Source organism: Rhodococcus sp. 14-2496-1d, assembly GCF_002259365.1.
In the GTDB taxonomy this organism is placed as follows: domain Bacteria; phylum Actinomycetota; class Actinomycetes; order Mycobacteriales; family Mycobacteriaceae; genus Rhodococcoides.
Genome location: NZ_NPFV01000016.1, coordinates 18,565 through 40,920, shown reverse-complemented (window position 1 = coordinate 40,920; position 22,356 = coordinate 18,565). Strand labels below are relative to the sequence as shown.

Here is a 22,356-nt window from a genome sequence, read left to right as displayed (position 1 = left end):
GCGCCACCCTGGATCGTGGAGCTCGTCGCCGGGGACTGGCCACGAGTAGCGGTACGCATCGGCGTCCACTTCGGTGGTGCAGTCTCGGTTACAGGCGCGAGGCGTCGGAGCAGGCAATGGGTTCGCCACCGTCGGTCGGATACGCCCACACGAGCGCCTCGTACTTGTGCGCCTGGGCCTTTGCGTCGGCTGCTGCCTGATCGACAAAGACGCCCAGGATCTCGCTCTCACGTGTGGCGGAGTTGTACTCGGTCACGATGTAGACCACGTCGATTTCGTCCATGCTGGATGCTCTCACTTCGGTGGTGCGAACACGACGGCGGGATCGTGGCCACGCTCGCGCAGGCCTTGCTCCACTAGGGTGAGTGCGGACTCGGGGCTCACCGCGAGCTCACCGCGGGGCTTCCACTCTGCGCCCATGATCTCGCGGAGGACGGTCTTCGCTCCGTCGATCGACTTGGTAGCGCGCATGGCCACGAGCTGCGGCACGAGCTTGCGCTGCATCTCTTCGAGCTGCTCGGGCGTGGCTTCCTGCCGTGCGGCCGCGACGGTGGCCACGAATGCCACGATCTCGCCTATCTGGCCGGTGGCGCTCATCGGGGCTGCTCGTACGTGCTGGTGAGTACGGGGCCGATCTGGGTGCGCCGGCCGTTGACCCGGTCGGGTCGCCAGTCGTCGACGTCGCCGGAGCTGGCCTGCGATCCCACGATGAGCAGCAGTGCGTCGAAGGCCTCGTCCGCGGTCTTGCCCGCGGCGTAGAAGGTCTCGATCAGCTCGACCATGGGTGCGGGGTCGATGCCGTTCTGCGGGATGAAGCCCAACGCACCGGCATCGGTCACCCACAGCATGCCGACTGCGGGGCGTAGAACAGGCGTCCAGCGACCGTGGCCGGCGCGCTCGCTCGGGTAGGTCATGCTCGTGTAGGCCAAGCCCAGGTGTGAGGCCCTTCGCCTTCGTACACGCTGGTGGCCCAGTAGGTGTCGGTTCCGTCGAGCTGCACCTGAAGATTCACGCACGTCGGCCAGACGCGGACGACCGTCGCCGGGAAGACGTCACCGGCGTGCACCGTGTTGCCTTGGTGTCCGGATGTGGCGCGACGCTTGTTGATCGCGTCGGCGGAACCCTCGGACGCGGTGTAGTGAACGACGCGGCCGATCGTAGGTGTAGCGGACATGGTGAATCTCCTCTGTTGAGTTGAGCCCTCGATTGGAGCGCGGCGCAGCGGACGCTTCGTGGTGCGCGTGCTTGCCCGGAGGTACGTCATGACGGCGGAGCGCAGGTTTGACGCCGAATCGAGGGGGTTCGAGTGGCTGAAAAACGGGGCTCGACCGGAAAATGGGTGCCCTCGTCAGTGCCGGATTTGAGTCCCACTGTACACATGCCCTGGTCACGAGCGCACACGTTCCGTGCGGGTCGCCAGATCGAGGACGTCGCCGAGGCGGTACACGGCCGGGTCGTTCCGATGAATCCACCGTTGGATGATCCGGCCGTCTCGCATCCACCCGCGCGGTGTCAGCTTCCGTTCGTTGATCCAGCGATACAGGGTGGACTTCGGGACGCGTTTGCCGAGCTCGCGAAGCAAGGACTGTAGTTCGACTGCGGTGTAGTTCATTTCGCGCATCTGGGCGAGGATGTCTCGATCGAGCTTGGCGACGGCATAGCTGGCTCGGCAGCGTGGGCACTGGACCCACTCCTCGCCCTTCTCGGCGTAGAGGTCTGTGTTGCAGCGTCTTTCGCGGCCCTGGTCGTAGTCGACGTAGCTGCAGACGCCCTTGTAGCGCAGCTCGGGCAGTTGGTCGATCGCCTTGTTCACGATCGCGACGACGTCGGTCAGGCTGTCGAACAGCTCGTCGATGGCAGGGTGAGTCCGGAGCTCGTGTGGGTGGCAGGCGAGCCAGACCGCGGCCTGTTCGGTGGAGCCGACTGGGCGCATCGACAGCGCAGCGGCGTCACGGCGGCGTCCGACCATGCAGTTGAGCGTGAGCTCGCGCAGACCTGGCGTACCGAGGGCGACGAGAATGCCTTCCGTGTTGACTGCGCCGGTGTGCCAGACGTGGCCGAGGTGATCCGACAGTGCGCGGCTCCACGTCGAGATCTCGTTCTGCAGCAGGTCGTACGGGCGCTGCATCGGCAATTCGCCCTTCTTGTTGATCGAGATGGGTAGCGGCGTCTCGGCGCTCTTTCCACCGACGCGGCCGCGGCTCATGCGATCGAGCCGAGCCTGAGTGATCGTCATGTCCGCGACGAGCCCGGGCACCGATTGCAGCGTCCGGACGAGAATCTCGGTGCACTTGATGCAGATCGGCAGTCGGTCTCCGGATGGCCGGCCGCAGTGGAAGCAGGCGATCGCAGTGCTCACCCATTGACTCCTGTCCAGTCGATCTTCGGTGCGTAGTGGCAGGGCAGCTCGGGTTCGTACCAACCGAGCTTCTGTGCTCCGATGGTGGCGATGGCGAGCGCGTCGGACTCGTTGTCGTTGTGGATGTTCGCGTTCGGCCACAGCTCGCCCATGGCCTTCATGACGTCGGGCTTGTCGGCCGCGCCGTCACCGGTGGCGAAGTACTTGATGGTGGTGACCGAGACCTCGATGACCGGGATTCCGCGGCGGGCAAGGAATCTGGTGACGTCGAGCAGTAGGGCGCAGCGCTCTTGGTACAGGCCGCTGTGCTTCGGCTGTCGGAACGGCATGCCCTCGACGAGCACGAGCCGTATTCGTTCGGGCAATGCCTCTACGATTCGGTCGCCCTGGACGCCGATCCGGAGTGCTCGTTGGCTGATGGTGCCGCCGGTGTTCCGGCTGCTGATGGTCTTGAGCTCGGGACGGTTGCGGCCCTCGACGACGCGCGGGTTACGCAGGATCGCCATGCCAGCCGCGCCCATCGACGGGTCGAGACCGACGATCGCGCCGCTCACAGGAACTCTCCGCAGTCTTCGCCATTACGCACGTGCCAACCTGAATCGAACGAGTACTTTCCGCAGCCTTGGCAGGTGTAGATCTCGCGTTCGTCGTCGGGCAGGTCACGGTCACGTGTGTCGCTCATATCGGGTCCACCATCGTCGAGCGCATCACGCCGTAGCCGTCGACGATGCAGGTGACGTCCGGCTTCGGAGCGTCCTGCATGCGCTTGAGGCGCTCGGCGCGGTTGAGGCGAGCATGGTGTGCCGGAAAGTGCTCCAGCTCATGCCATTCGCCGTCACGGCCCTTGACGCGGCACGGCTGGCCGATGGGTGCCTTGCAGCCTCGGCACGGGATCGTCAGGGCGAGGTCGCGCTGTTCGAGCCACTCGAAACTCCGCTGCTCCATGACGATCACGCCTCCTGCTGGGGTTCGGGCTTCTTGGCGATTGCCGCTCGCGCAGCTTCGATTCCGCGTCGAGCCCGGTCGGCCGAGTTCGGGTCGTGGGCGCAGACCGCGGTGCCGTCGTAGCCGTCGTCGTCGCAGATGTCGCAGTTGACGATCGCGATGGCTCGGGCCTCGGCTGCCGCTCGGCGATCGCTGGAGATGACTTCGGCTCGCGCCAGCTTGTCGACCTGGATCAGAGACTCGCGGTAAGCCCTGGCGTCGCCGCAGGCGCGGCATGGGCGGTCGGTGCCGTTGGGGTGCTGGGAGCAATTCGGGGAGGGCAGTGGAGCGGACTTCGCGCGCAGGTGACCTTCCGTACTTACGTAACCACCCTCAGTTGATGTTGCTAGTTGTATGTTGCTAGTTGCTAGGGGATTCGGACCGTTTTCGATCGGTGTTTCGGACCGGTTTTCGGTGTGGTCCGGATTGCTGTTCCGAACCGGATCGGGATAGGTGTTCTGCACCGGTTTCGGATAGGCGTTCTTGACCATTTCGGCATTGGTGTTCGGGACCGAAATTTGTAGCGTGTACCCACTGGTTTCGAGGTTGGTGCGAGACAGCGTTTTCGACAGTGCGTCGGCGGTGTCCTTGTGCGTCCAGGACGAGTAATCGGGGTGTTCCTTGCGGGCGGTCTGGATCTCGGTCACGACGGCCGCACGGAGCGTCCTGGACGACGTCTTGCTGTATCCGGCGAGCACGGCCGCGGCCATCTTCGGATTCTTGAGCAGCTCGTCGGAGCGGATCAGCGTGCGGCACAGCGCCTCTTCGGTGTCGTTGTCGAAGTAGGCGTATGACCGTCGTTCGAGCTCGGACGCGGCCGCGAGCAGTCGGCTCATGGTCATGTCCTTCGCCTTCCGGAGCAGCCGTGCTGGCCGCCAGTCGCACACTCCGGCGTAGTTCATCGTCGGATCGGGAATGAGTACTCGGAAGTAGAGCCACTGGGCGTCAGCGCTCAATTCCTCGAGGTCTTCGTCGTCCGCGATGGAGATGCGGATTCGGCCGTATTCACGCGCCATGGTCTGTGTCCTCCTGGTGATCGAAAAGCGTTGCCGGCGAGATGGGGCGGTTCGACCAGACGACTTCGGTCCGTTCCTGATCTCCAACCTTCGAGTGGCCGCTGGATGCCGTGATCGTGATGCGGTCCCAGTCGCGCAATCTGTTGTCGTACAGCGGGCTCCGGTACCCCGACAGCACTACCGCCGATGTGCACTTAGTGAGTGCGTCGAGCAGCTCCACATGCTCGGCCTCTCCCATCTCGTCCTCGTAGTTCCGACCGCCGCGGCGTTCCGGTCCCATGTACGGCGGATCTGCATAGATCAGGACGTCCTCGTGCTTGCCGTAGTCCACGACCAGTTCGAGCGCTGGTCGGCATTCAAGGCTCACGTCGTGGATCCGCTCGGCGGCAGGCATCATTCGCTCGACGTACGCGGTGAGGTACCCGGGGATCCCGAATCGATCCCCGGATGGGTCGACGTAATGCCGCCACCCGGTTTTACGCAGAGTTCCTGTGCGGGACTGGGTGAGCTGAACCCAGATGCGACGAGCAATCTCGATGTCGTCGAGGCCGTCCGCCACCGCGTTCTGGTAACCGTCGCGGGCTGCCAGGTACTCGGCCCGTGAGTGTGGCGTCAGGGCGCAGACCTGAGCGAGCTCACGGGGTCGCTCGCGCAGTACTCGCCAGAACGTCATCAGGTGGCCGTTGACATCAGAGACCGTTTCCTTCGGCGCTACCGGCTTACTCAGCAGAACGGACAACGAGCCAGCGAATGGCTCGACGTAGTGGCTGTGTTTCGGCAGTACCGCGACGATCTGGCTCGCGATGCGGGTCTTGCCGCCGAAGTAGGTGAACGGAGGTGGTGGCATCACGCCACCTCGAATAGTTCGAGCTGCTCGGCGGGAGCACTGAGGTCGATTCCCTCGTGCACGATTGCCTCGAGGTCGTTCAGGTTGCGCGTGTTAACGGGATAGGTGGCCCAAGCGACTTGGGCTCGCTCACGCAGCTCAGCAGGCAGGCCACTCGCCCACTGCTGCAATCGCTTCATGGTGATCGAGACGCACAAGTGCGGCTCGCTGAACCGTAGGGTGCGACCACCTCCTGACGTCGACTCGACCACCTCGAAACGTCGCCAGTTTCCGGTCAGAGCGCCGCCACCGACCTGATATTGGAAGCCTCCGCCAGCCCCACCGGCCTGCGACTGGGCGAGATGGGAAACACCAGCTTTCGGGCTGGCGACGGCATATCCGATGTGCGAGTGGCACTTGTGGAGAAGCTTTCGCTCGTCGTCGGTGAGCATGATCATGCAGGCACCTCGAACTTCGGTGGCGTCCATAGGCCGAGGGCACCGCTGCACGGGTAAGGCTCGGCCAACGGACGCGGGTTCTCCAGGACCAGGTGCACAATCTGTTTGCGCTCGCGGCCGCCGTGCTCGACGTATGAGGACTCGCCCCATGGCTTGCAGCATCCGGCCTCGGGGTGGACGTCGACGAGATCGACGACGCCGAGGATCGCGCCGTAAACGAAAGCGTCTCGGTCGCCGGGGGTGTACTTGTACGAGCCGTGCGAGTGCCAGGCATTGTGGACGAGGTCCGAGTCTGCACCGCGCTTCGAGAATCGATTGCCCGCGTGGATCGCGAGCGGGCCGCGGTAGTTCCAGTTCTGCGTACGGTTCTCGATGGTCTTGCCGCCGTGCATGATTGCCCATGCCCACGGCTGCTGGACGGTGAGTGCCTTCATCCGCGCACCCCGATTGCAATCCCGAGCAGACCGAGCGCGATGACGGCCGAGGCTGCGAGGTAGAAGATCTCGGCGGCGCTCACCTGATGTCTCCCTTGTGAATCCCGCGCGCCTCGATCGCGGCGTCGAATGCGCCGAGGCAGGCTGCGAGGTAGTTGGCGAGGATGTAGTCCGGTGTGTTCGAGTGCTTCTCGCGCGAGTGTCGATTGATGACCTCGGCGAGCTCGGTGCGGAACTCGCGCTCGGCGCTCACCAGAGCTGTCCGATCAGAGTTCCGAGACGCTCGACGTACGTGTAGGACTGCCCGGGCATCCGCTCGATGTGGTAGCTCGTGTGGCGCTTGTCGCGGGTGTAGCCAAGCGACCACTGGTAGGCACCAACCCAGTCGATCGAGTGGTCCCACCACTTGAGTCGGCCCATCAGCGCCTTGCGTGTGAGATCCCGAATCCACGCGTCCGGATCGACGAGCGACCAGAATTCGGCGACCGTTGCGAGCTCGGCGAGGCCGTTGCCGAAGGGCAGATCGGAAATCGGATCACCGGGTGCGGAGAGCTGCCACAGCTGGAAGTTGCCCGCGATGTAGCGACCGCCCATGATTCCCTGCGTCTTGCGGGCCTGGCCGATGAGCTGGCTGGTGTGCCGTGACGGGTCCGAGAGCAGTCCGACGGCGCGAATCCACACGCCCCGGTGTCGGCCTGCGCCGATCGCGGCTGCCAGGTTGCCGGCCACCTGAGCGCCGCCGCTGTAGCCGACGAGCACCGCGCCGGGGTACGCACGGATGAGCTCGAGCAACGCGGTCTCGGCCGAGTGGACGCTGGCACCGAAGCTCTGACCGTTCCACACCGGGACCGCGCCGAACTGCGCGGACCATTCGAGCTCGACGACCAGGAACCTCTTCGGATCGAGGTTCCTGGTCGCCAGCCACAGGGTGTTCTTGCCGTACGGCTCACCGATACCCCGGCACAGGATGACGACGATTCTGCCGTCGGCCTTGGGGTAGTTCATGGCAGCCGCTTCCACTGCCTGAGGAATGCGTACCCGATGACGACGGCCACAACGGTGAGGGCGAGGCGTAGCCACCAGAGTCCGCTAGGAAACTCGGCGGGGAGCTTCTGCTGGAATCCGAAACCGGCACCGATGAAACCGATTCCAAGGGCGAAGTAGAAGGTACCGAGTGTCTTGAGGTCTTCCTTCACTCGTCGTCACCACCGGAGAACTGCGGGCCCGCGGCCTTGGTCTTGATCGGGGTGACGTTCTCCGGCTCGACGCCGCCGGACGACTCGTCGGGCTCGCCCTTCTCGTCCGGATCGACCTCGGGCACCTTGCCGTCGTCGTCGAGCATCGAGCCCTGGCCGTCGTCTTCCTCTTTCACCTTCTCGCTGATGCCCTCGACGACCTTGAGCACCTTGCAGGCTGCGGATCGGCGCACGCCGGATTTGGCCATATCGACTGCACCGAAGCCCTTTACGCGGACCTTGACGGTGAAGTATCGGATGTCGCCGATGTTCTGCTCGCCGAGATCCTCGAACGACTCCTCGGACATACCGCTGAAATTCACACGGGCGGTATCGATCAGCGGGCGGGGGTTGCTGGCTACGTTCTTGTTCACCATCGGTTCTTCTCCATCCAATCGAGTGCGGCTTCGGCCAGGATCGGCCAGTGAGGGGTAACGGTGATCCGCATGTACGTCGCCTCCAGGTGGTCGGCGAGCTGCTCGATCAGGTGGGCTCGGGCGGCAGCCGGATCCGGCACCGGTGTGAACGGCACGGGCCCGTTGTCGAATGTCGTATCCGTCGACAGACTGGCCTCGACGTCGCGGCCGTCGAGCAGGACGCCGACGGCGTGCGTGGCGATCTCCACGAGCGCGTCCAGCCGTCCGTCGATGGCGCGCAGAGCTTGAACGGATGCGGCCTGGCCGTGGGCGAGCGACGAGCTGATGTCGGTGTTGTTCAGCGCCTCGAGCGAGGCCTCGAGGTGATCGGTCACGGCTCGACCACCGATCCGCCTGCAGGCTCGATCACGTTCTCGACGAACCACTGATCCGACACGAGCTCGCGTCGGAGCTCAGAGATCCACGGCCGTGAGACGAAACGAACGATGTACTCGACCGGGTCGCCGACGTGCCGCGTGTTGATCAAGCGCCACTGCAGCTCCTCGGTCGCGAGGATCGTGAAGAACGAGATGGCAGCCTCGTTCTGCTCGACGAGCTTGACCAACGGATGGTCGCCGGAGAGCTCGAAGGCTCCGGCTTCGGTCTCGAACTCGGTTACCGCGTACCCGACCGGGTTGTGCCGGGAATCCCACGCCCGGATGACGGCGGTCACTGCTGCGCTTCCTTGGCCTGCTCGCCCGCGAGGTAGTCGATCGCTTCTTTCGCCTGCTTGCTCGTCATCTGCTTCGGGTTGATGTACGCAGTCGTGAACGTCGAGTTGATCCATTCGAGCTTCTCGGCCGAGGTGCCTAGCTTCTCGATGTCGAGCAGCTCGCCGAGCCTTTTCAGTTGCGCATCCGTTGCGGCATCCTTCGGCACGGTGTACGACGGCTTCGCCTGCGGTTGTTCCGGTTCTGCGCTCTGATCCGAGGCGGGTTCGGCCGGCTGATCGTCCATTTTCTCGGCAGGCTTGGCCTGGGATTTCGCGCTAGTTGCCCGCTTTTTCGGCGCTTCCTTCGGCGGCTCGGGTGTCTCGGTTTCCGGCGCCGATTTCGCCACCTCGGCTTTTTGGTCGGTAACCGGCTCGGGCTCAATAGACTTCTCCGGAGCGGGAGCGGAGACGCCGAGGCGGTCCTGCCAGCCGACGTTCTTCGGCTCGGGTCGATCGACTGTCGACGTCGCCTGGATCGGTTCGGGCTCGGATTGCAGATCTTCGGCCGAGTGCGCCAGACCGAGCAGCACCTCGGGTGCGATCCTTCGGCACACCTCGGATGCGGCCTTCGCATAGAGCATCGCCTGGGGGTCGGTGACGTACTTCATGTTGCCGACGATCGACACAGTCGACTTGCCGTTGTAGGTCTTCGTGACGGTCACCCAGTCGTCCTTGACGTCGGGGCGACGTTGCGAATCCTCGGTGGAGGGGGTCGGCACGTAGCCGGCCTTCTTCGCCCGCTCGATCGTCCACGTCGACGTCGTCTCGTGCGCGTCACCCCGAGCGCGGCCCGATACTGTCACCGACTCGTCCGTCGACTCGACAGTCCACACCGAGTAGCCGCGCGCCTTCACGAGCGCAACCATGGTGCGCGCGTAGATCGCCGGGGTGCCGTGCACGACGAATATGTTCTGCAGCGCCTGGATCGGATTGAGCCCGATCTCCATTCCGTAGAGGATTGCGGCAGTGCCGTTCTCGGCATTGTTCTTGTACATCCTCGGGACGAGATCGGTGTTGCACATCTTCCTCGCGAGGTCGAGTGCGAGGCTCATGGCGTCGGCGTGCTGCTGGAGCTGCTCCATGACGCGGTTCGGTGCCGACTGCTGGTCGAAGATCTGAACGCCGCCGGGTGCCTCGTAGGGTGCGATGTCGTTGGTGGTCACAGAACGCCTTCCGTTGCGTATTTGCTTGCGGCCCAACGCGGCAAGCTGATCTGGTGAATGTCGATCGGGTAGGCCGGCCACTCGCCGGAGGCGGTGCACTCGGCGTAGGTGCGCACACCGCGGCGTGCCAGCTCGCGGCCGACGGTGCGTGCTTCGTGGTCGAGCTCGAAGACGTTGACCGGGTAGGGCGCGGTCTTCGACTGGACGACGAACAGGAATCCGGGATCGTCCGAAATCTCCAGCGCGCGAACGGCGTCGGTGTACCAGGCGTCTTGTACGTGGTAGCCGTAGTCGTCGACCGACTTCGCGAAGTGGTGATCCGACGCGGACACCGCGGTCTTGTAGTCGACGATGTGGGTGCGCCTGCCGAGCTCGGTCATCCAGTCCGGCCGAGTCCGCAGGCTCACCCCCGTCTCGGGGTCGACGTGGTACAGCGAGAGCTCCGGACGACCGTCCTCGAACAGGGTGCGGGCGATCGGGTGCCGAAGGATCGCCTCGGCCATCGCGCGGACCGTGTCGTACTCGGAGGGCTTGAGCGGGATCTTGCCCTCGTCGCGCACCGCCTGCACTTCGGCCTTGATCGCGTTGGTGCGCCACTCGTCGGCATCGATGCGAACGAACTCCGCGCCGTTGCCGAGAGCGATGGTGTGCGCCGCGTGCCCGACGTCGAAGTGTTTCTTCGGCGGCTCCGGGTGATGGCGGTCGTAATGGAACTGCGCGGGCGTCGACGGCGGGAGCAGCTTGCGCGCTCCGGACGACGAGAGCGTGCGCGTGTCGGAGTGGTAAGCGACATCGGTGATGTCCTCGTAAACCCCGGGCGCGGTGACGATGTCGGAAACGAACTCGGTCATCAGAGCCTCCCTGCTGCGCGGAGGACTTTCGCGGCCGACTCGACTTGATCCCACGCGGCCCGCTCGCCGTTGTTCCGGTCCGGATGCGCGTCGCCCCTGGCTCGGCGATAGACCTGCGCCAGGGTTCCGAGCTCCATGTTTGCGACGGTGGCTCCAGCGAGACGGCGGAGTGTCGCTTCCGCAGCTTCGACGGTCTGACTCGCGCCTCCCGCGCCTGTACCGATTGCCTTCCATCCGACGTACTGCTCGGCGTTCTGAGTGACGCCGTGTCGATCGATCGCTCGCAGGTCTTCGAGTGAGAGTGCGATCGCGCGGAGATTGTCCTGCCATCGGTCGTACTTGTCGCACGGGAACGACAGCGGGCCCTTGATCGAGTCGGTGACCGAGAGGATGACGCCCGGGTGCTCGGGTCGTGAGTTCGCCCGGGGCATTCCGTCCTGCCGAAAGTCCTGCTCGCGCATGGCAATCTGCAGAACTGCGACCGCACTACGGTTGCCCTTGCCGAGCTCGAACAGCTCACGGTCGAGCAGACGCAGCGTGGCGTTCCACGGTGCCGAGAACCTCGATCGCTCACGAACGGCAGTCGGCTTCCCGGGCCACGTGACGATCGGGCGCAGAGTGAGGCTGGCGGGATACTCGGTCATGACGCCACCGACTCCCGTCCGGCGCGCCAGCGGATCAGCGCCCGATCGCGCTCGATCTGGCGTTTGCTGACCTTGAGTTCTTCGGCCATCTCGGGTGTAGTCCAACCCCAGGAGATCATGCGCTCGATCTGCGCAAGCCTCAGATCGCGCTCGGCGTCGCCTTTCCGGCGCGGAGTGGTCGAACTGTCGGCCACAGCGGCCAAGCGTTCGTGCGCTGTGTCGCGCCCCTGTGTCGTGGTGCCGAAGTACTGCCCCGCCCACACTCCGTGCACGCCGCTTCGGGCCATGTCGAGCACCTCACGCGCGCACTCGACAATCACAGGGCAGGTTCGGCAGATGGCCTGGGCTTTCTGTATCGCCGTCGAGGACTCACCCGGAGGGAAGAACAATTCGGGGTCGACGGTCCGGCACACCGCGCTCACCCGCCAGTCGGCCGTCATGACGCCGCCCACAGAACGAAACCCATCATCGCGACGGTGATGATCAGGATGATTGCGCACCAGACGTCGAGCGTGCTCCTCGGGTTCGGTGCGTCGACGATGCGGCCGCGGTCGACCTGGATGTAGTCGCTCACCACGGCTCCGCCCCTCCGGACGCGACGAGCTTGTCGAGCTCGTCGGCGATGGCCGCGTACTGATCGGCCTTCTGGCGTGCGTACGTTGCCGAATCTTCGAGTCCGCGCAGCGTGACGTTGATCCACGACCCGGAACCGAGTGCGGCGTCGGTGTCGGCAAGGTCCGCGCGGATGGTTGCGTTGCCTGCCTGCAGGCGCTTGGTCAGGACGATCTTCTGTGCGCTCACGGCGTCACCTCGCGGCAGGCCGAGCAGATGAGGGCGCACGGAGGGGCCGGAGGATGCACGTGCGCGACGAGAGCGCCACAGACCGAGCAGAACAGGGGGATCTTCGCGGCGGCCGTCTCGAAGGCCTCCACGAACATTTCGACCAGCGCGCTCACTCGTTGCACACCTTCTCGGCGTGCACACCCATGAGCGTGTTGGCGAGGTCCATCAGAATGCGAGCTGCCTTGGCGTAGCAGACCGGCGTCGTACCCGGCGCGGTCATGAGCTGGGACCTGAGCTTCGTCGGGTCGTCCGGATCCTGGCCGATCATGACGTGAATGTGGTCGTACTTGATGTGATCGAGGGTCTGTGCCTGAAGTTCGGGCGTGAGCTCGAAATCGGTCGTCACTTCGACGCGGTCGGGTTCCATCACAACCACCCCGCGCTCTGCGAGGCGGCGAAGAGCATGCCGAGCAGAAGGCCGGCGAACAGCAGTCGCCGTCTCATGTATCGGAAGGCCGTAGAATCTGGGTCTGACATCTTTTCTCCTTTGGGTAGGTGTCATCGGCCCGCCGAGCTGGTACCTCGGCGGGCTTTTCTGTGGGTCAGGCGGAGAGCAATGCGTCGATGTCGGTGCGCCTGAAGCGGCGGTGACCGGTCGGCGTGCGGGCGGCTACAACCCGTCCGTCGGACTCCCAGCGACGCAGGGTGGCGACAGAAACGTGAAGAAGCTTCGCCGCCTCTCCCACTGTCAGCAGCCCGCCCATGTCGGTATCACTGGTTTCGGTAGGCATACCTAGACACTAGGCATACCTACTCAAAGTAGTCAAGAACACTCATTGCAGGCGTTGCGCTTTTGCGTAGGTCTGTATATGTTTGCGCTATGTCCATAGCACCGGAGGGGGACGTAAACCCCGAATTCGATTTCGCTGATCGTTTGCGGAAAATTCGCCGATCAGTGGCTGGCCTTACTCAGGCCGAGATGGCAGACGAACTGGGCGTCTCACAGAAGGCTTACTCCGCATGGGAGGCGGGCCGGAACACTCCGACCAATCTGGTTGCGATCGCCAAGCGTGCCGAGATGCGTTGGCGCGGTCGCGTTACTGCTGCATGGATTCTGGGGGTAGACGAAAAGAACCCCCGCCCGGACGGTGGTCCAGACGGGGGTTCGGTTGTGCGCCCGAAGGGATTCGAACCCCTAACCTCTTGATCCGTAGTCAAGTGCTCTATCCGTTGAGCTACGGGCGCATGTTCAGTTATCCAACTGGTCTAGCAGAACGGTAACGATCTACCGTTCGTGGCGGAGGCGAGAGGATTTGAACCTCCGGTCCCGGTGAAAGGACAAGTCATTAGCAGTGACTCCCATTCGGCCGCTCTGGCACGCCTCCTAGGCTGCCGGCCCTCTCGGACCGCCGAGGAAAGAGATTACACACGGCAAAGGCCAGAAGGCAAAACGGCTGGTCGACGCCTCCGGTTCGCGCTGCGTTCGCGTAGAAGTTGCTTGTTGCTCGTCAGCGCATGAAGCTGTCGAACCAATCGAAGATTCGGGTCTGGGCGTCGACGAGCGCGGCCGCTGCGGGGTCGCTGTGATCGGAACTGCCGGGTTGTTCGCGGGGATGATCGGCTCGGTGCTTCAAGCCCGAATAGCTGACGACGTTCGTGGCCACGGAGGCACGCGTGGCGGCGTCGCGAAGGGCTTCGATGTGATCGGGTGGGGTGTGGGGGTCGTCCTCGCCGTAGAGACCGAGCCAGGGGGCCTGCAGCTTGGGTGCGGCCTCGACCAACGCGACCGCGTCGGAGTTGAGCGGCTCGACGATGCCGGCTGCCGCAACACTGACCGCCGCCCCGACCGGACGACTGGTGGCCACGATCAACGCTGCCGTACCTGCGTCGTCGAACCCGATCACCCCGACACAATCGGGGTAGACACCGCGCTGGACGAGCCAGTCGGAGGTGGCGTCGAAGTCCGCGAAGAGGTCGTCTCCGAAAACTTCCTTCTCGTCGCCGTGGCCTCGATGGAACAGGTTCGGCGCGACGGCGAGCCAACCTTCCAACGCCAGTGCGCGGAGGAGGTCGAGCAGGGACTCGGGCACCTCACGCGCCTCGTGTAGTACGACTATTCCGCCGCGAGGTGGTCCATCGGGTTCGACGGCGGTCAGCGGTACTTTTTCCTGCGGGGGAGATTCGTGCGCGGACGTATCCACCTCGTCGTCCGCGCCGATGGTCGGCGCGGTGGCGGAACGAAGGACTGCGGCGTCGCTGAAGATTCCCGACATACTTACCGAAGATAGGACGATCTGCCCCGCCGCGCACAGCAATATCACGGACGCGCAGAAGTCAACCCCGAACCTGGGCGCATAATGGCAGCCGTGACCGCGCGCATCCGCCCCGACCTCGACGCCATCCCCGCCTACGTTCCCGGCCGCACCTTTCCTGGTGCGATCAAACTGGCGAGCAACGAAACGACGCAGGGACCGCTGCCGAGCGTGCGCGACGCGATCGCGGAGGCCGTCGGCGGCGTCAACCGCTACCCCGACAACCGAGCGACCGCCCTCGTCGAGTCACTGGCGAAGAAACTCGGCGTTGCGACGGAGAACGTCGCTGTCGGAAGTGGTTCCGTCTCGCTGTGCCAGGAGGTCGTTCAGATCACCTGCGGCCCCGGCGACGAAGTGCTGTTCGCATGGCGCTCGTTCGAGGCGTACCCCATCGTCACCAGCGTCGCAGGCGCGACACCCGTCTTGGTTCCGTTGACCGCCGACCATGTGCACGATCTCGACGCGATGCTCGCCGCCATCACCGACCGCACCCGGCTGATCTTCGTCTGCAACCCGAACAACCCGACCGGAACCGTGGTCCAGCGCGAGAGGCTCGACGCGTTTCTCGACTCGGTACCGTCGAACATTCTCGTGGTCCTCGACGAGGCCTACTTCGAGTACACCCGACCCGACGCAGGCAATCACACCGACGGAGTGGAGTTGGCACGCGGACGACGCAACGTGATCGTGCTGCGGACGTTCTCGAAGGCCTACGGACTTGCCGGCTTGCGAGTGGGTTATGCGGTGGCCGATCCCGAGGTGATCACGGCGTTGTCGAAGGTGCGGATCGCATTCGCCGTCAGCACCGTGGCACAGCATGCGGCGGTGGCGTCGTTGGAGGCGTCGGCGGAGCTGCTGGCCCGGACCGATGCCCTCATCGTGGAACGGGACCGGGTACGCGATGCTCTGGTTGCGGGCGGCTACGACGTCGGCGCATCACAGTCCAATTTCGTCTGGCTGCCGCTGGCCGAACGCTCGGGTGAATTCGCCGCTGCTGCAGCCGAACAGGGCGTACTGCTGCGCGCCTACGGAAACGACGGAGTGCGGGTCACCATCGGCGACCCGCACGAGAACGACGCGTTTCTGAAGTTCGCTCTACAGCCCTAGCGCGCGCTCGAGCGTAGGCCAGGATTCGCGCAGGTCGTCCTGCCAGTACGGCCACTGATGGATGCCGTAGGGGCGGTAGACGACCGTCGCGGGTATGTCCAGCGACCGGAGTCGAGTATCGAACACGGTCGTGCAGTACAGCGCGGCGGCTTCGAGTGGTCCGCCCATCAGCGCACCCTCGACTCCGCTACCACCGGGGCCGAGCTCGTACGGACCGGGCAGGCCGGTGCCGACGGACAGATAGACGTCCTTGCCGCGGAGTGCTTCGGCGTTCCGTGACGGATCGTGCTCGACCCACTGCGGATCGGTGTTCTCGCCCCACATGTTGGTGGCATTGCCGCCGTTGGTGGCGACGGTGGCGCGCACCGCATCCTTGAAGTTGGTCTGCGAATTGTCGTAGCAACCGCTCAGTCCGGCGACGCCGGTGTACAGGCTGGGGTGACGAGTGATCAGGTCCATCGCGGCCTGGGCACCCATCGAGACACCCGAGATAGCGTTGGTGCCGTTGCCGTTGAAGCGCGCATCGATCAGCGGCGGCAGCTCCGACGTCAGGAACGTCTCCCACTTGTTCACACCGAGCACCGGATCCGGAACATTCCAGTCCGTGTAGTAGCTGCTCGATCCACCGACCGGGAGCACGACGTTGACCTGCTTGTCCGCGAAGAAGTCGACGATGTCGGTCTTCTGCGTCCAGGTGCTTTCCTTGTAATCGGACTCTTTGCCGGCACTCACACCGTCGAGCATGTACAGCGTCGGGCGGGACACGGCCTGCGCGGCCGGAAGAAGAACCTGAACCTGGATGGCGCGGCCCATGGCAGGCGACTCCACCCATACCGCTGCGCGGCGGTCGGTCAACATGTCCACACGATCGATCCGTGCCGACGCCAGAGGCAGGGACTGAGCTGTGATTCCGGGAGCCACACCGCCGCCATCGGAACTGCCGGTACCGGGGAGCGGCTGCGCCCCGGCGAGACCCGACCCCAGCAGCGACACTGCCAGAGCAGTTCCCGCTACTGCCAACACTCGGCGGTGCATCAGATTGCCCATCCTCCCCCGGCGCACCCTCACGGGGCGCAACACGAACAACATCCGTCACTCAACGTACCCACCGATATGCGCGCACGCTAAAGCTGTGGGTTCGCTCACAATAGCCGCGCACATGCAGGTCCAAAAGTCCGCGTGATCCTTTGTTACATGTACTCGAGACAGAACGGTCTACCTGGTCGGATGCACTCGTGGACACACTTCCCACGGGGTCACTCGATGTGACATTCGGTGGACTTTCGGGGGGTCGATGTCACATCGAGTGGACCTTTGGGGGTCGATTCAGCCGCGGCCGGTTTCGCCCTGCAACTTGTCGATCATCTCCGAAGCCTGCGCCTTGTTGAGACCCTCGGGAACTTCTTCGCCGGCTTCCTGCGCGAGGGTGCTCAGGTAGCTCTTCTGTGGGCCGGTCATCGGCTCGTCACCGGTGACCCAATCGTCGGGATCCTTCTCGGGGTTCTGGTTGACCTGCTCGTTTTCGCTCATACGTTCGTAGATACGCCGATTACACGGGTTCCAAACACCGCCGCCCTTTCCGAGGCGCGACGTAGATCACCCGAATGACTTGATTGACAGTTCAATAAATGGACGAGGATGCTCCACATCACACCCCCTCGATTGGAGTTCCATGAAGCCGAAGAATCTGCTGGTCAAGCTCTGTATCAGCGGCGCTATCTCTGCAGCCGTCCTGGTGTCCGCACCGGCCGTCGCCTCGGCCGATCCGATCACCGATTTCCTCTGTAACAGCGGTTCGGCTCAGTTCTGCCCGGTGCTCCCACCGCCTCCGGCCCCGCTGGCGGCACCCGCTCCTGCACCACAGCCTCAAGGTGCTCCTGCCCCGGCACCCCAACAGGGCGGCGCCTTCCAGTACGAGAACTGCGATGCGGCCCGCGACGCCGGTGCCGCTCCGGTCTATCGGGACGAGTACGGCTACGGGCCTCATCTCGATCGCGACGACGACGGCATCGGCTGCGAATAGCGAATTCGCACTCGTGCAGGCAGAAGACACCGTTTCGTCTGCTCGAGTGCGATCTCGGCAGGCGGATACGCTCACTCGGTGAGACGACGCCAGCAACCACCCCTGGCGAAGCGGCACGGTCTCGATCCCGCCCGACTCCGGATGCCGGAGGACGGAACCTGGCGCACCGTCCGCGACTTTCTCACCGCCACCGAGTCACGGATTCCTCCACAACGGATCGACGCCATGTTCGCGTCCGGTGACATCGTCGACATGACAGGCCCCATCGCACCGGATGCACCGTACGTTCCCGGTGAGGCGGTCTGGTTCCACCGCGATCTGCCGTCGGAAACCGTTGTGCCCTTCGATATCTCGATCGTGTACCGCGACGACGCGCTGCTGGTGATCGACAAGCCCCACTTTCTTCCGACCATCCCCCGCGGCGGCCACATTCTGCAGACCGCGCTCGTGCGATTGCGTCTCGAACTCGACCTGCCGCAACTGGTGCCCGCTCACCGACTCGATCGCGTCACCGCGGGCCTGGTCCTGTTCGTCGTCGATCCGACCCTGCGCGGCGCATATCAAACGCTCTTCCAGGATCGAAAGGTCCACAAGGAGTACGAGGCGATCGCTTCGTACGACCCCACACTGACCCTGCCCACCGCCGTTCGCAGCCGAATCGTCTCCGAGAGAGGACAATTCACGGCCCACGAAGTGCCCGGAGAACCCAACGCGCACACCACCGTCGAACTACTGGAGCATCGAGACGGACTCGGTCGCTATCGACTGACGCCGTTGACCGGTCGCACCCATCAACTGCGCTTGCACATGAACTCGTTGGGCGTGCCCATCCTCGGCGACGACCTGTACCCGACGGCCACCGGCCGAGCCGTCGACGATTTCACCGATCCACTCCAATTGCTCGCCAGTGCAATCGAATTCACGGACCCGATCTCGAAGGCAATCCGACGCTTCGGGACCGGACTGGGCCTCGAGCGTTGGGAGACCGGGATACGTTGACGTTCAGAGTCGATCCGATCTGTCGGGTTCGGTCGAGTGAACGCCCCGTTTGGCCTCGAGCAGTCGAGCATCCGCCCGGGCCAGAAGCGAGTCCATGGTGTCGCCGCGCGAACTCACTGCCGAACCCGAGGACCAGGCACTGGAGGTGAGCGCCTGCAGACGACCCACCAGCCCGTGCGTGCTCTCCTCGTCGACTCCGGGCAGGATGATCGCAAACTCGTCTCCGCCGATGCGCGCGACGACGTCGGACGCACGAAGGCCGCGCCGAACCTCGGTGACGAAACGGGCCAGCACCCGGTCGCCGGCATGGTGCCCGTACTTGTCGTTCACCAGCTTGAAGCGGTCCAGATCGATCATCACCAACGCCAGAGGTGCCCCGGACTTCGCCGCCCACCGCAGGTAGTGACTTCCGTTGCGCTCGAACCCGATCCGGTTCACCGCCCCGGTCAGCGAGTCCGTCTCCACCTGCCTCTGCAAGCGGCGGTAGAGATAGCTCGCAGCTTCCAGACAGAACAGCGACGCGAGCATCAGATTGAGCCAGGTGACCGTCAGCGATCCACTGGGGCTGAGCGCCACGCCTATGCCGGACGCCGCAATTGCCACTCCTGCAACCGACCTGGCGATCAGACGACGAAAGAACCACCCGAGATAGCACGCGAGCAGCGGATAGAACACGAGGTTGTTGACCGCGACGATTCCTTGGGTCGATGTGGCCATCTGGACCGATGTGACGCAGATGAACAGAACGCAACCCAGCAGAGCAATGCTTCGCGGAAACCTCTCACCCATCGCCGCCGGGATGAGAACCACGACAACGGCGACAGCTGTCCACAGCCACGTCCACCACTGACCGAGAACACCAGGAATGGACGTGACGGCGTCGAGCACGCCACTGGCAGCCACGACCGCTGAGGCGAGCGAGGTGACGTTCGCGAACGGTGGATTGGTCCACAAACGCGTCTTCAAGTGCAGCAACGGTCGACTGCGGCGCGTCCTCATGGCGACAATTGTGAGCGCATAGGAAGGAACCCGCCGACCGGGGCGGCCTCGACGCCTCGTCCCGAGCAAACAGAACCGGCCCACCCTCGCGGGTGGACCGGGATCGAACGACGAACTTGTGGCGGAAGCGGAGGGATTTGAACCCCCGGACGCTTTTACACGTCTCTCGCTTTCAAGGCGAGTGCATTGGGCCGCTCTGCCACGCTTCCGTGTGCGATCTTAAACGGCCCGGCGGGCCGAGGCCCAATCGCCCCTCGTCGTCCGCCTCTCATCGTCGCGGTGTGGAACCGGACGCGTCCATCGCGGCGTCGACCTTCTCGAAGATGTCTCCGAGCACCTCGAGTTCGTGGGGCGAGAGAATGTCGATGAGGTGCCGACGGACGCTGCGGACGTGGGTCGGTGCCGCCTCCGCCAATCGCCGACGGCCTTCCTCGGTGATCACCGCGAGCACGCCTCTGCCGTCGTTGACGCAGGTACTGCGAGTCACCATGTCCTGGAGTTCCATTCGCCTGATCTGATGCGTCAGGCGACTTCTCGAGGACAGGACGCCGTCGGCCAGCTCACTCATTCTGATGGAGCCGTCGATCGATTCCGACAACATCACCAGGATTCGGTATTCCGCCATCGACAGGTCGTGGCGATCCTGCAGATCCTTGTTCAATACCCCCATCAATCGTTGCCCGCCGTCCATATAGGCGCGCCATGCTTTCATTTCCGCAGTGTCGAGCCACTGCGGGTCCCCCCCGGGACCAATGGCTAATTCGGCCGTCACGCGTGTCATCTTAGGCAAGAAATCTACCGGCGAGTAGGTTGACGCGGTTCGAGGCCCAGTTCGGTGCAGCGCCCTATGGTCGAGGTATGACCGATCCCAACATCGACCCGCCGTACGTCGCCGCCGCCGATCGCTACGAGTCCATGCTCTTCCGGCAAGTGGGGTCCCGCGGGCCGAAGCTACCGGCGATCTCACTGGGGCTGTGGCACAACTTCGGTGACGACGTACCGCTGATGAACCAGCGCGCGATCCTGCGTCGCGCATTCGATCTCGGTATCACGCACTTCGATCTGGCCAACAATTACGGCCCGCCGTACGGCAGCGCGGAGAAGAACTTCGGCCGCATCTTCTCCGAGGACTTCGCCGGATATCGCGACGAGCTGATCATTTCGAGCAAGGCAGGCTGGGACATGTGGCCCGGCCCCTACGGCTTCGGTGGCTCTCGGAAATACCTGCTGTCCTCGCTCGAGCAGTCGTTGACGCGGATGCGACTCGATCACGTCGACATCTTCTACAGCCACCGGCCCGACCACGACACCCCGATCGAAGAGACTGCAGGCGCACTGATCAGCGCTGTCCAGCAGGGCAAAGCGCTGTACGCGGGCATCAGCTCGTACAAGCCCGAGGGCACGCAGAAGATGGCGGACCTCCTCGCCGACGCGGGCGTTCCCCTGCTGATCCATCAGCCGAGCTATTCGATGGTCAATCGGTGGATCGAACCCGAACTGCTCGACACCCTCGATGCCGTCGGCGCAGGCGTCATCGCCTTCTCGCCTCTGGCCCAGGGCATGCTCACCGACAAGTACCTCGACGGCGTCCCGTCGAATTCGCGAGCAGCGCAGGGCAAATCCCTGAATCCGGACTGGCTCACCGACGACCACATCGGACATCTCCGGGCGTTGAACGACATCGCCTCGACTCGCGGCCAATCCCTCGCACAACTCGCCCTGAGCTGGGCACTGCGCGACCCGCGCGTGACCTCGGTACTGATCGGCGCATCGAGCGTCGAACAGCTCGAGAACAACGTGGCGGCACTGCAGAACCTGGACTTCAGCGACGCAGAACTCGCCGAGATCGACACGCATGCCGAGGACTTCGGAATCAATCTCTGGGACCTGTAGGTGCCTGCGGCAGTGGTGCGGGCGAGTGCCCCCTGGGGCACCTAACCGCACCACTGCTCATCTGGGTCGTGCCGCAGGCTCCACTCCTGCCGCCGGAGGCGCAGTATGGAGACATGCGTGCCATCACACTCAAAGAATTCGGCGACCCCGACGTCATGGAATGGACCGAGGTTCCCGACCCACGTCCGAGCCGCGGGCAGGTGATCGTCGACGTCTCGGCCACCGCCGTCAACCGTGCCGATCTCATGCAGCGTCAAGGCAACTATCCGCCGCCCCCGGGTGCCAGCGACATTCTCGGACTCGAATGCTCGGGCATCATCTCCGAGCTCGGCGAGGGCGTCAGCGATTGGAACGTCGGCGACAGGGTGTGCGCCCTGTTGGCCGGCGGTGGGTACGCCGAGCAGGTCGCCGTACCCGCCACCCAGCTCTTTCCCATCCCGCAGGGCCTCGATCTGCATGTGGCAGCAGCACTTCCCGAAGTCGCATCCACAGTGTGGTCCAACCTGGTGATGGATGCACACATGCGCTCGGGCCAGGTACTTCTCGTCCACGGTGGTGGTAGCGGAATCGGAACGCACGCAATCCAATTGGCCAAGCAGATGGGCGTCACCGTCGCCGTCACCGCCGGCTCGAAGTACAAGCTGGACATGTGTGCAGACCTCGGAGCCGACATCCTGATCGACTACAAGAACCAGGACTTCGTGACCGAGATACGTTCACAGACACAGGATCACGGTGCCGACCTGATCCTGGACAACATGGGGGCGAAGTACCTCGACCGCAACATCGACGCCTTGGCCATGGACGGCACCGTCGTCACCATCGGCATGCAGGGCGGCGTGAAGGGCGAGCTGAACTTCGGAAAACTCCTCGCCAAGCGTGGCTCGGTGCACGCAGCCGGGTTGCGTGGCCGCCCCGAAACCGGGCCGTCGAGCAAGGCGAACATCGTCGCAGACATGACCGCGCACCTGTGGCCGATGATCTCCGAGGGCCGCGTCACTGCCGTCGTGCACGCCGAGATCCCGATAACCGAAGCAGCGCAGGGACATCGAATGCTCGACGAGGCCGAGACCATCGGGAAGGTGATCCTGCGCGTGCAGTGATGTGCGCCTCAGGTCGTGCATAGAAGTTCGTAGCCCACT

The 22,356-nt window shown here is 64.3% G+C and carries 38 protein-coding genes and 3 tRNA genes; 6 read left to right on the top strand and 35 right to left on the bottom strand.

The window, feature by feature from the left end; all coding sequences use genetic code 11:
• Positions 1-88: 88 nt before the first annotated feature.
• From CH296_RS11180 to CH296_RS11070, 27 genes are all read right to left on the bottom strand, one after another.
• Complete coding sequence (locus CH296_RS11180; protein ID WP_094684742.1) at positions 89-283, bottom strand: hypothetical protein; 195 nt, start codon at positions 281-283, stop codon at positions 89-91.
• An 11-nt stretch (positions 284-294) separates the two neighbouring features.
• On the bottom strand, positions 295-597 hold the full coding sequence (locus CH296_RS11175) for a hypothetical protein (RefSeq protein WP_094684741.1): 303 nt from the start codon (positions 595-597) through the stop codon (positions 295-297).
• Positions 594-914, bottom strand: coding sequence for a hypothetical protein (locus tag CH296_RS11170; RefSeq protein ID WP_094684740.1), 321 nt, complete (start codon positions 912-914; stop codon positions 594-596). Before CH296_RS11170 ends, CH296_RS11175 begins: the two co-directional genes overlap by 4 nt.
• Positions 911-1,174: a hypothetical protein gene (locus tag CH296_RS11165; RefSeq protein WP_094684739.1), complete on the bottom strand. Its 264-nt coding sequence runs from the start codon at positions 1,172-1,174 to the stop codon at positions 911-913. Before CH296_RS11165 ends, CH296_RS11170 begins: the two co-directional genes overlap by 4 nt.
• A 213-nt stretch (positions 1,175-1,387) precedes the next feature.
• A complete protein-coding gene (locus CH296_RS11160) occupies positions 1,388-2,359 on the bottom strand; it encodes a hypothetical protein (RefSeq protein ID WP_094684738.1) in 972 nt (323 codons plus the stop codon).
• A complete protein-coding gene (locus CH296_RS11155; RefSeq protein WP_094684737.1) occupies positions 2,356-2,913 on the bottom strand; it encodes a crossover junction endodeoxyribonuclease RuvC in 558 nt (185 codons plus the stop codon). Before CH296_RS11155 ends, CH296_RS11160 begins: the two co-directional genes overlap by 4 nt.
• Entirely contained in the window at positions 2,910-3,041 is a 132-nt protein-coding gene (locus CH296_RS29525) for a hypothetical protein (protein ID WP_256980415.1), read from the bottom strand. The genes CH296_RS11155 and CH296_RS29525 overlap by 4 nt, the downstream gene beginning before the upstream one ends.
• Positions 3,038-3,313 carry a hypothetical protein gene (locus tag CH296_RS11150; protein WP_094684736.1) on the bottom strand — a complete coding sequence of 92 codons (276 nt, stop codon included), beginning with the start codon at positions 3,311-3,313 and terminating at the stop codon, positions 3,038-3,040. Before CH296_RS11150 ends, CH296_RS29525 begins: the two co-directional genes overlap by 4 nt.
• Positions 3,310-4,359, bottom strand: a complete 1,050-nt coding sequence (locus tag CH296_RS11145; protein WP_094684735.1) for a hypothetical protein — start codon at positions 4,357-4,359, stop codon at positions 3,310-3,312. Before CH296_RS11145 ends, CH296_RS11150 begins: the two co-directional genes overlap by 4 nt.
• On the bottom strand, positions 4,349-5,206 hold the full coding sequence (locus CH296_RS11140) for a DNA adenine methylase (protein ID WP_094684734.1): 858 nt from the start codon (positions 5,204-5,206) through the stop codon (positions 4,349-4,351). Before CH296_RS11140 ends, CH296_RS11145 begins: the two co-directional genes overlap by 11 nt.
• Positions 5,206-5,643: a hypothetical protein gene (locus tag CH296_RS11135; RefSeq protein WP_094684733.1), complete on the bottom strand. Its 438-nt coding sequence runs from the start codon at positions 5,641-5,643 to the stop codon at positions 5,206-5,208. The genes CH296_RS11140 and CH296_RS11135 overlap by 1 nt, the downstream gene beginning before the upstream one ends.
• Positions 5,640-6,077 carry an ASCH domain-containing protein gene (locus tag CH296_RS11130; RefSeq protein ID WP_094684732.1) on the bottom strand — a complete coding sequence of 146 codons (438 nt, stop codon included), beginning with the start codon at positions 6,075-6,077 and terminating at the stop codon, positions 5,640-5,642. The genes CH296_RS11135 and CH296_RS11130 overlap by 4 nt, the downstream gene beginning before the upstream one ends.
• Positions 6,078-6,156: 79 nt before the next feature.
• A complete protein-coding gene (locus tag CH296_RS28920) occupies positions 6,157-6,330 on the bottom strand; it encodes a hypothetical protein (RefSeq protein WP_179277698.1) in 174 nt (57 codons plus the stop codon).
• Positions 6,327-7,082: a hypothetical protein gene (locus CH296_RS11125; RefSeq protein ID WP_094684731.1), complete on the bottom strand. Its 756-nt coding sequence runs from the start codon at positions 7,080-7,082 to the stop codon at positions 6,327-6,329. The genes CH296_RS28920 and CH296_RS11125 overlap by 4 nt, the downstream gene beginning before the upstream one ends.
• Entirely contained in the window at positions 7,079-7,273 is a 195-nt protein-coding gene (locus CH296_RS11120) for a hypothetical protein (protein WP_094684730.1), read from the bottom strand. Before CH296_RS11120 ends, CH296_RS11125 begins: the two co-directional genes overlap by 4 nt.
• Complete coding sequence (locus CH296_RS11115) at positions 7,270-7,689, bottom strand: hypothetical protein (RefSeq protein ID WP_094684729.1); 420 nt, start codon at positions 7,687-7,689, stop codon at positions 7,270-7,272. The genes CH296_RS11120 and CH296_RS11115 overlap by 4 nt, the downstream gene beginning before the upstream one ends.
• Positions 7,683-8,063, bottom strand: coding sequence for a hypothetical protein (locus CH296_RS11110; RefSeq protein WP_094684728.1), 381 nt, complete (start codon positions 8,061-8,063; stop codon positions 7,683-7,685). The genes CH296_RS11115 and CH296_RS11110 overlap by 7 nt, the downstream gene beginning before the upstream one ends.
• On the bottom strand, positions 8,060-8,401 hold the full coding sequence (locus CH296_RS11105; protein ID WP_094684727.1) for a hypothetical protein: 342 nt from the start codon (positions 8,399-8,401) through the stop codon (positions 8,060-8,062). The genes CH296_RS11110 and CH296_RS11105 overlap by 4 nt, the downstream gene beginning before the upstream one ends.
• Positions 8,398-9,603: a hypothetical protein gene (locus CH296_RS11100; protein WP_094684726.1), complete on the bottom strand. Its 1,206-nt coding sequence runs from the start codon at positions 9,601-9,603 to the stop codon at positions 8,398-8,400. Before CH296_RS11100 ends, CH296_RS11105 begins: the two co-directional genes overlap by 4 nt.
• Positions 9,600-10,454, bottom strand: coding sequence for a PD-(D/E)XK nuclease-like domain-containing protein (locus CH296_RS11095; protein WP_094684725.1), 855 nt, complete (start codon positions 10,452-10,454; stop codon positions 9,600-9,602). The genes CH296_RS11100 and CH296_RS11095 overlap by 4 nt, the downstream gene beginning before the upstream one ends.
• Positions 10,454-11,098 carry a molecular chaperone DnaJ gene (locus tag CH296_RS11090; RefSeq protein ID WP_094684724.1) on the bottom strand — a complete coding sequence of 215 codons (645 nt, stop codon included), beginning with the start codon at positions 11,096-11,098 and terminating at the stop codon, positions 10,454-10,456. Before CH296_RS11090 ends, CH296_RS11095 begins: the two co-directional genes overlap by 1 nt.
• The gene (locus CH296_RS11085) at positions 11,095-11,538 is read right to left on the bottom strand and encodes a WhiB family transcriptional regulator (RefSeq protein ID WP_094684852.1); all 444 of its coding nucleotides are present in this window, start codon (positions 11,536-11,538) and stop codon (positions 11,095-11,097) included. Before CH296_RS11085 ends, CH296_RS11090 begins: the two co-directional genes overlap by 4 nt.
• Positions 11,535-11,672 carry a hypothetical protein gene (locus tag CH296_RS28915; RefSeq protein ID WP_179277697.1) on the bottom strand — a complete coding sequence of 46 codons (138 nt, stop codon included), beginning with the start codon at positions 11,670-11,672 and terminating at the stop codon, positions 11,535-11,537. Before CH296_RS28915 ends, CH296_RS11085 begins: the two co-directional genes overlap by 4 nt.
• Entirely contained in the window at positions 11,669-11,899 is a 231-nt protein-coding gene (locus CH296_RS11080; RefSeq protein WP_094684723.1) for a hypothetical protein, read from the bottom strand. The genes CH296_RS28915 and CH296_RS11080 overlap by 4 nt, the downstream gene beginning before the upstream one ends.
• Positions 11,896-12,054 carry a hypothetical protein gene (locus CH296_RS28910; RefSeq protein WP_179277696.1) on the bottom strand — a complete coding sequence of 53 codons (159 nt, stop codon included), beginning with the start codon at positions 12,052-12,054 and terminating at the stop codon, positions 11,896-11,898. The genes CH296_RS11080 and CH296_RS28910 overlap by 4 nt, the downstream gene beginning before the upstream one ends.
• Positions 12,051-12,308, bottom strand: coding sequence for a hypothetical protein (locus tag CH296_RS11075; RefSeq protein WP_094684722.1), 258 nt, complete (start codon positions 12,306-12,308; stop codon positions 12,051-12,053). The genes CH296_RS28910 and CH296_RS11075 overlap by 4 nt, the downstream gene beginning before the upstream one ends.
• A 175-nt stretch (positions 12,309-12,483) precedes the next feature.
• Positions 12,484-12,672: a helix-turn-helix domain-containing protein gene (locus CH296_RS11070; protein WP_094684721.1), complete on the bottom strand. Its 189-nt coding sequence runs from the start codon at positions 12,670-12,672 to the stop codon at positions 12,484-12,486.
• An 89-nt stretch (positions 12,673-12,761) separates the two neighbouring features.
• Between CH296_RS11070 and CH296_RS29875 the strand changes: the two genes are divergently transcribed.
• Positions 12,762-13,088 (top strand): helix-turn-helix domain-containing protein, encoded by a 327-nt coding sequence (locus CH296_RS29875; protein ID WP_094684851.1) that lies wholly within the window; start codon positions 12,762-12,764, stop codon positions 13,086-13,088.
• Here the strand turns inward: CH296_RS29875 and CH296_RS11060 are convergent.
• The 3 genes from CH296_RS11060 to CH296_RS11050 all read right to left on the bottom strand — a co-directional run bounded on the left by CH296_RS11060 (position 13,054) and on the right by CH296_RS11050 (position 14,154).
• Positions 13,054-13,126 (bottom strand) — tRNA-Arg (locus CH296_RS11060). The two genes, CH296_RS29875 and CH296_RS11060, sit on opposite strands and share 35 nt — an antisense overlap.
• 50 nt (positions 13,127-13,176) lie before the next feature.
• A tRNA-Ser gene (locus CH296_RS11055) sits at positions 13,177-13,266 on the bottom strand.
• A 123-nt stretch (positions 13,267-13,389) separates the two neighbouring features.
• The gene (locus CH296_RS11050) at positions 13,390-14,154 is read right to left on the bottom strand and encodes a dienelactone hydrolase family protein (protein WP_032395509.1); all 765 of its coding nucleotides are present in this window, start codon (positions 14,152-14,154) and stop codon (positions 13,390-13,392) included.
• A gap of 93 nt (positions 14,155-14,247) precedes the next feature.
• Between CH296_RS11050 and hisC the strand changes: the two genes are divergently transcribed.
• Complete coding sequence (hisC, locus tag CH296_RS11045) at positions 14,248-15,300, top strand: histidinol-phosphate transaminase (protein ID WP_094684850.1); 1,053 nt, start codon at positions 14,248-14,250, stop codon at positions 15,298-15,300.
• Here the strand turns inward: hisC and CH296_RS11040 are convergent.
• Both CH296_RS11040 and CH296_RS11035 read right to left on the bottom strand, forming a co-directional pair.
• Positions 15,289-16,335 carry an alpha/beta hydrolase family protein gene (locus tag CH296_RS11040; protein WP_032395639.1) on the bottom strand — a complete coding sequence of 349 codons (1,047 nt, stop codon included), beginning with the start codon at positions 16,333-16,335 and terminating at the stop codon, positions 15,289-15,291. The two genes, hisC and CH296_RS11040, sit on opposite strands and share 12 nt — an antisense overlap.
• 291 nt (positions 16,336-16,626) lie before the next feature.
• Positions 16,627-16,830 carry a DUF3072 domain-containing protein gene (locus CH296_RS11035; RefSeq protein ID WP_032395510.1) on the bottom strand — a complete coding sequence of 68 codons (204 nt, stop codon included), beginning with the start codon at positions 16,828-16,830 and terminating at the stop codon, positions 16,627-16,629.
• A gap of 142 nt (positions 16,831-16,972) precedes the next feature.
• Between CH296_RS11035 and CH296_RS11030 the strand changes: the two genes are divergently transcribed.
• Positions 16,973-17,323, top strand: a complete 351-nt coding sequence (locus tag CH296_RS11030) for an excalibur calcium-binding domain-containing protein (RefSeq protein WP_094684720.1) — start codon at positions 16,973-16,975, stop codon at positions 17,321-17,323.
• A gap of 78 nt (positions 17,324-17,401) precedes the next feature.
• Positions 17,402-18,322, top strand: coding sequence for a pseudouridine synthase (locus CH296_RS11025; RefSeq protein ID WP_179277695.1), 921 nt, complete (start codon positions 17,402-17,404; stop codon positions 18,320-18,322).
• 3 nt (positions 18,323-18,325) lie between these two features.
• On the opposite strand, the gene CH296_RS11020 is transcribed toward CH296_RS11025, so the two are convergent.
• The 3 genes from CH296_RS11020 to CH296_RS11010 form a co-directional block, all read right to left on the bottom strand.
• Entirely contained in the window at positions 18,326-19,321 is a 996-nt protein-coding gene (locus CH296_RS11020; protein ID WP_094659082.1) for a GGDEF domain-containing protein, read from the bottom strand.
• Positions 19,322-19,440: 119 nt separating this feature from the next.
• Positions 19,441-19,530 (bottom strand) — tRNA-Ser (locus CH296_RS11015).
• Positions 19,531-19,589: 59 nt separating this feature from the next.
• Positions 19,590-20,102: a MarR family transcriptional regulator gene (locus CH296_RS11010; RefSeq protein WP_045198045.1), complete on the bottom strand. Its 513-nt coding sequence runs from the start codon at positions 20,100-20,102 to the stop codon at positions 19,590-19,592.
• 77 nt (positions 20,103-20,179) lie between these two features.
• On the opposite strand from CH296_RS11010, the gene mgrA reads away from it, so the two are divergent.
• Together mgrA and CH296_RS11000 are read left to right on the top strand one after the other, a co-directional pair.
• Positions 20,180-21,214 carry an L-glyceraldehyde 3-phosphate reductase gene (mgrA, locus tag CH296_RS11005; RefSeq protein WP_094646482.1) on the top strand — a complete coding sequence of 345 codons (1,035 nt, stop codon included), beginning with the start codon at positions 20,180-20,182 and terminating at the stop codon, positions 21,212-21,214.
• Positions 21,215-21,327: 113 nt separating this feature from the next.
• The gene (locus CH296_RS11000; RefSeq protein WP_094631898.1) at positions 21,328-22,317 is read left to right on the top strand and encodes an NAD(P)H-quinone oxidoreductase; all 990 of its coding nucleotides are present in this window, start codon (positions 21,328-21,330) and stop codon (positions 22,315-22,317) included.
• Positions 22,318-22,356: the final 39 nt, after the last annotated feature.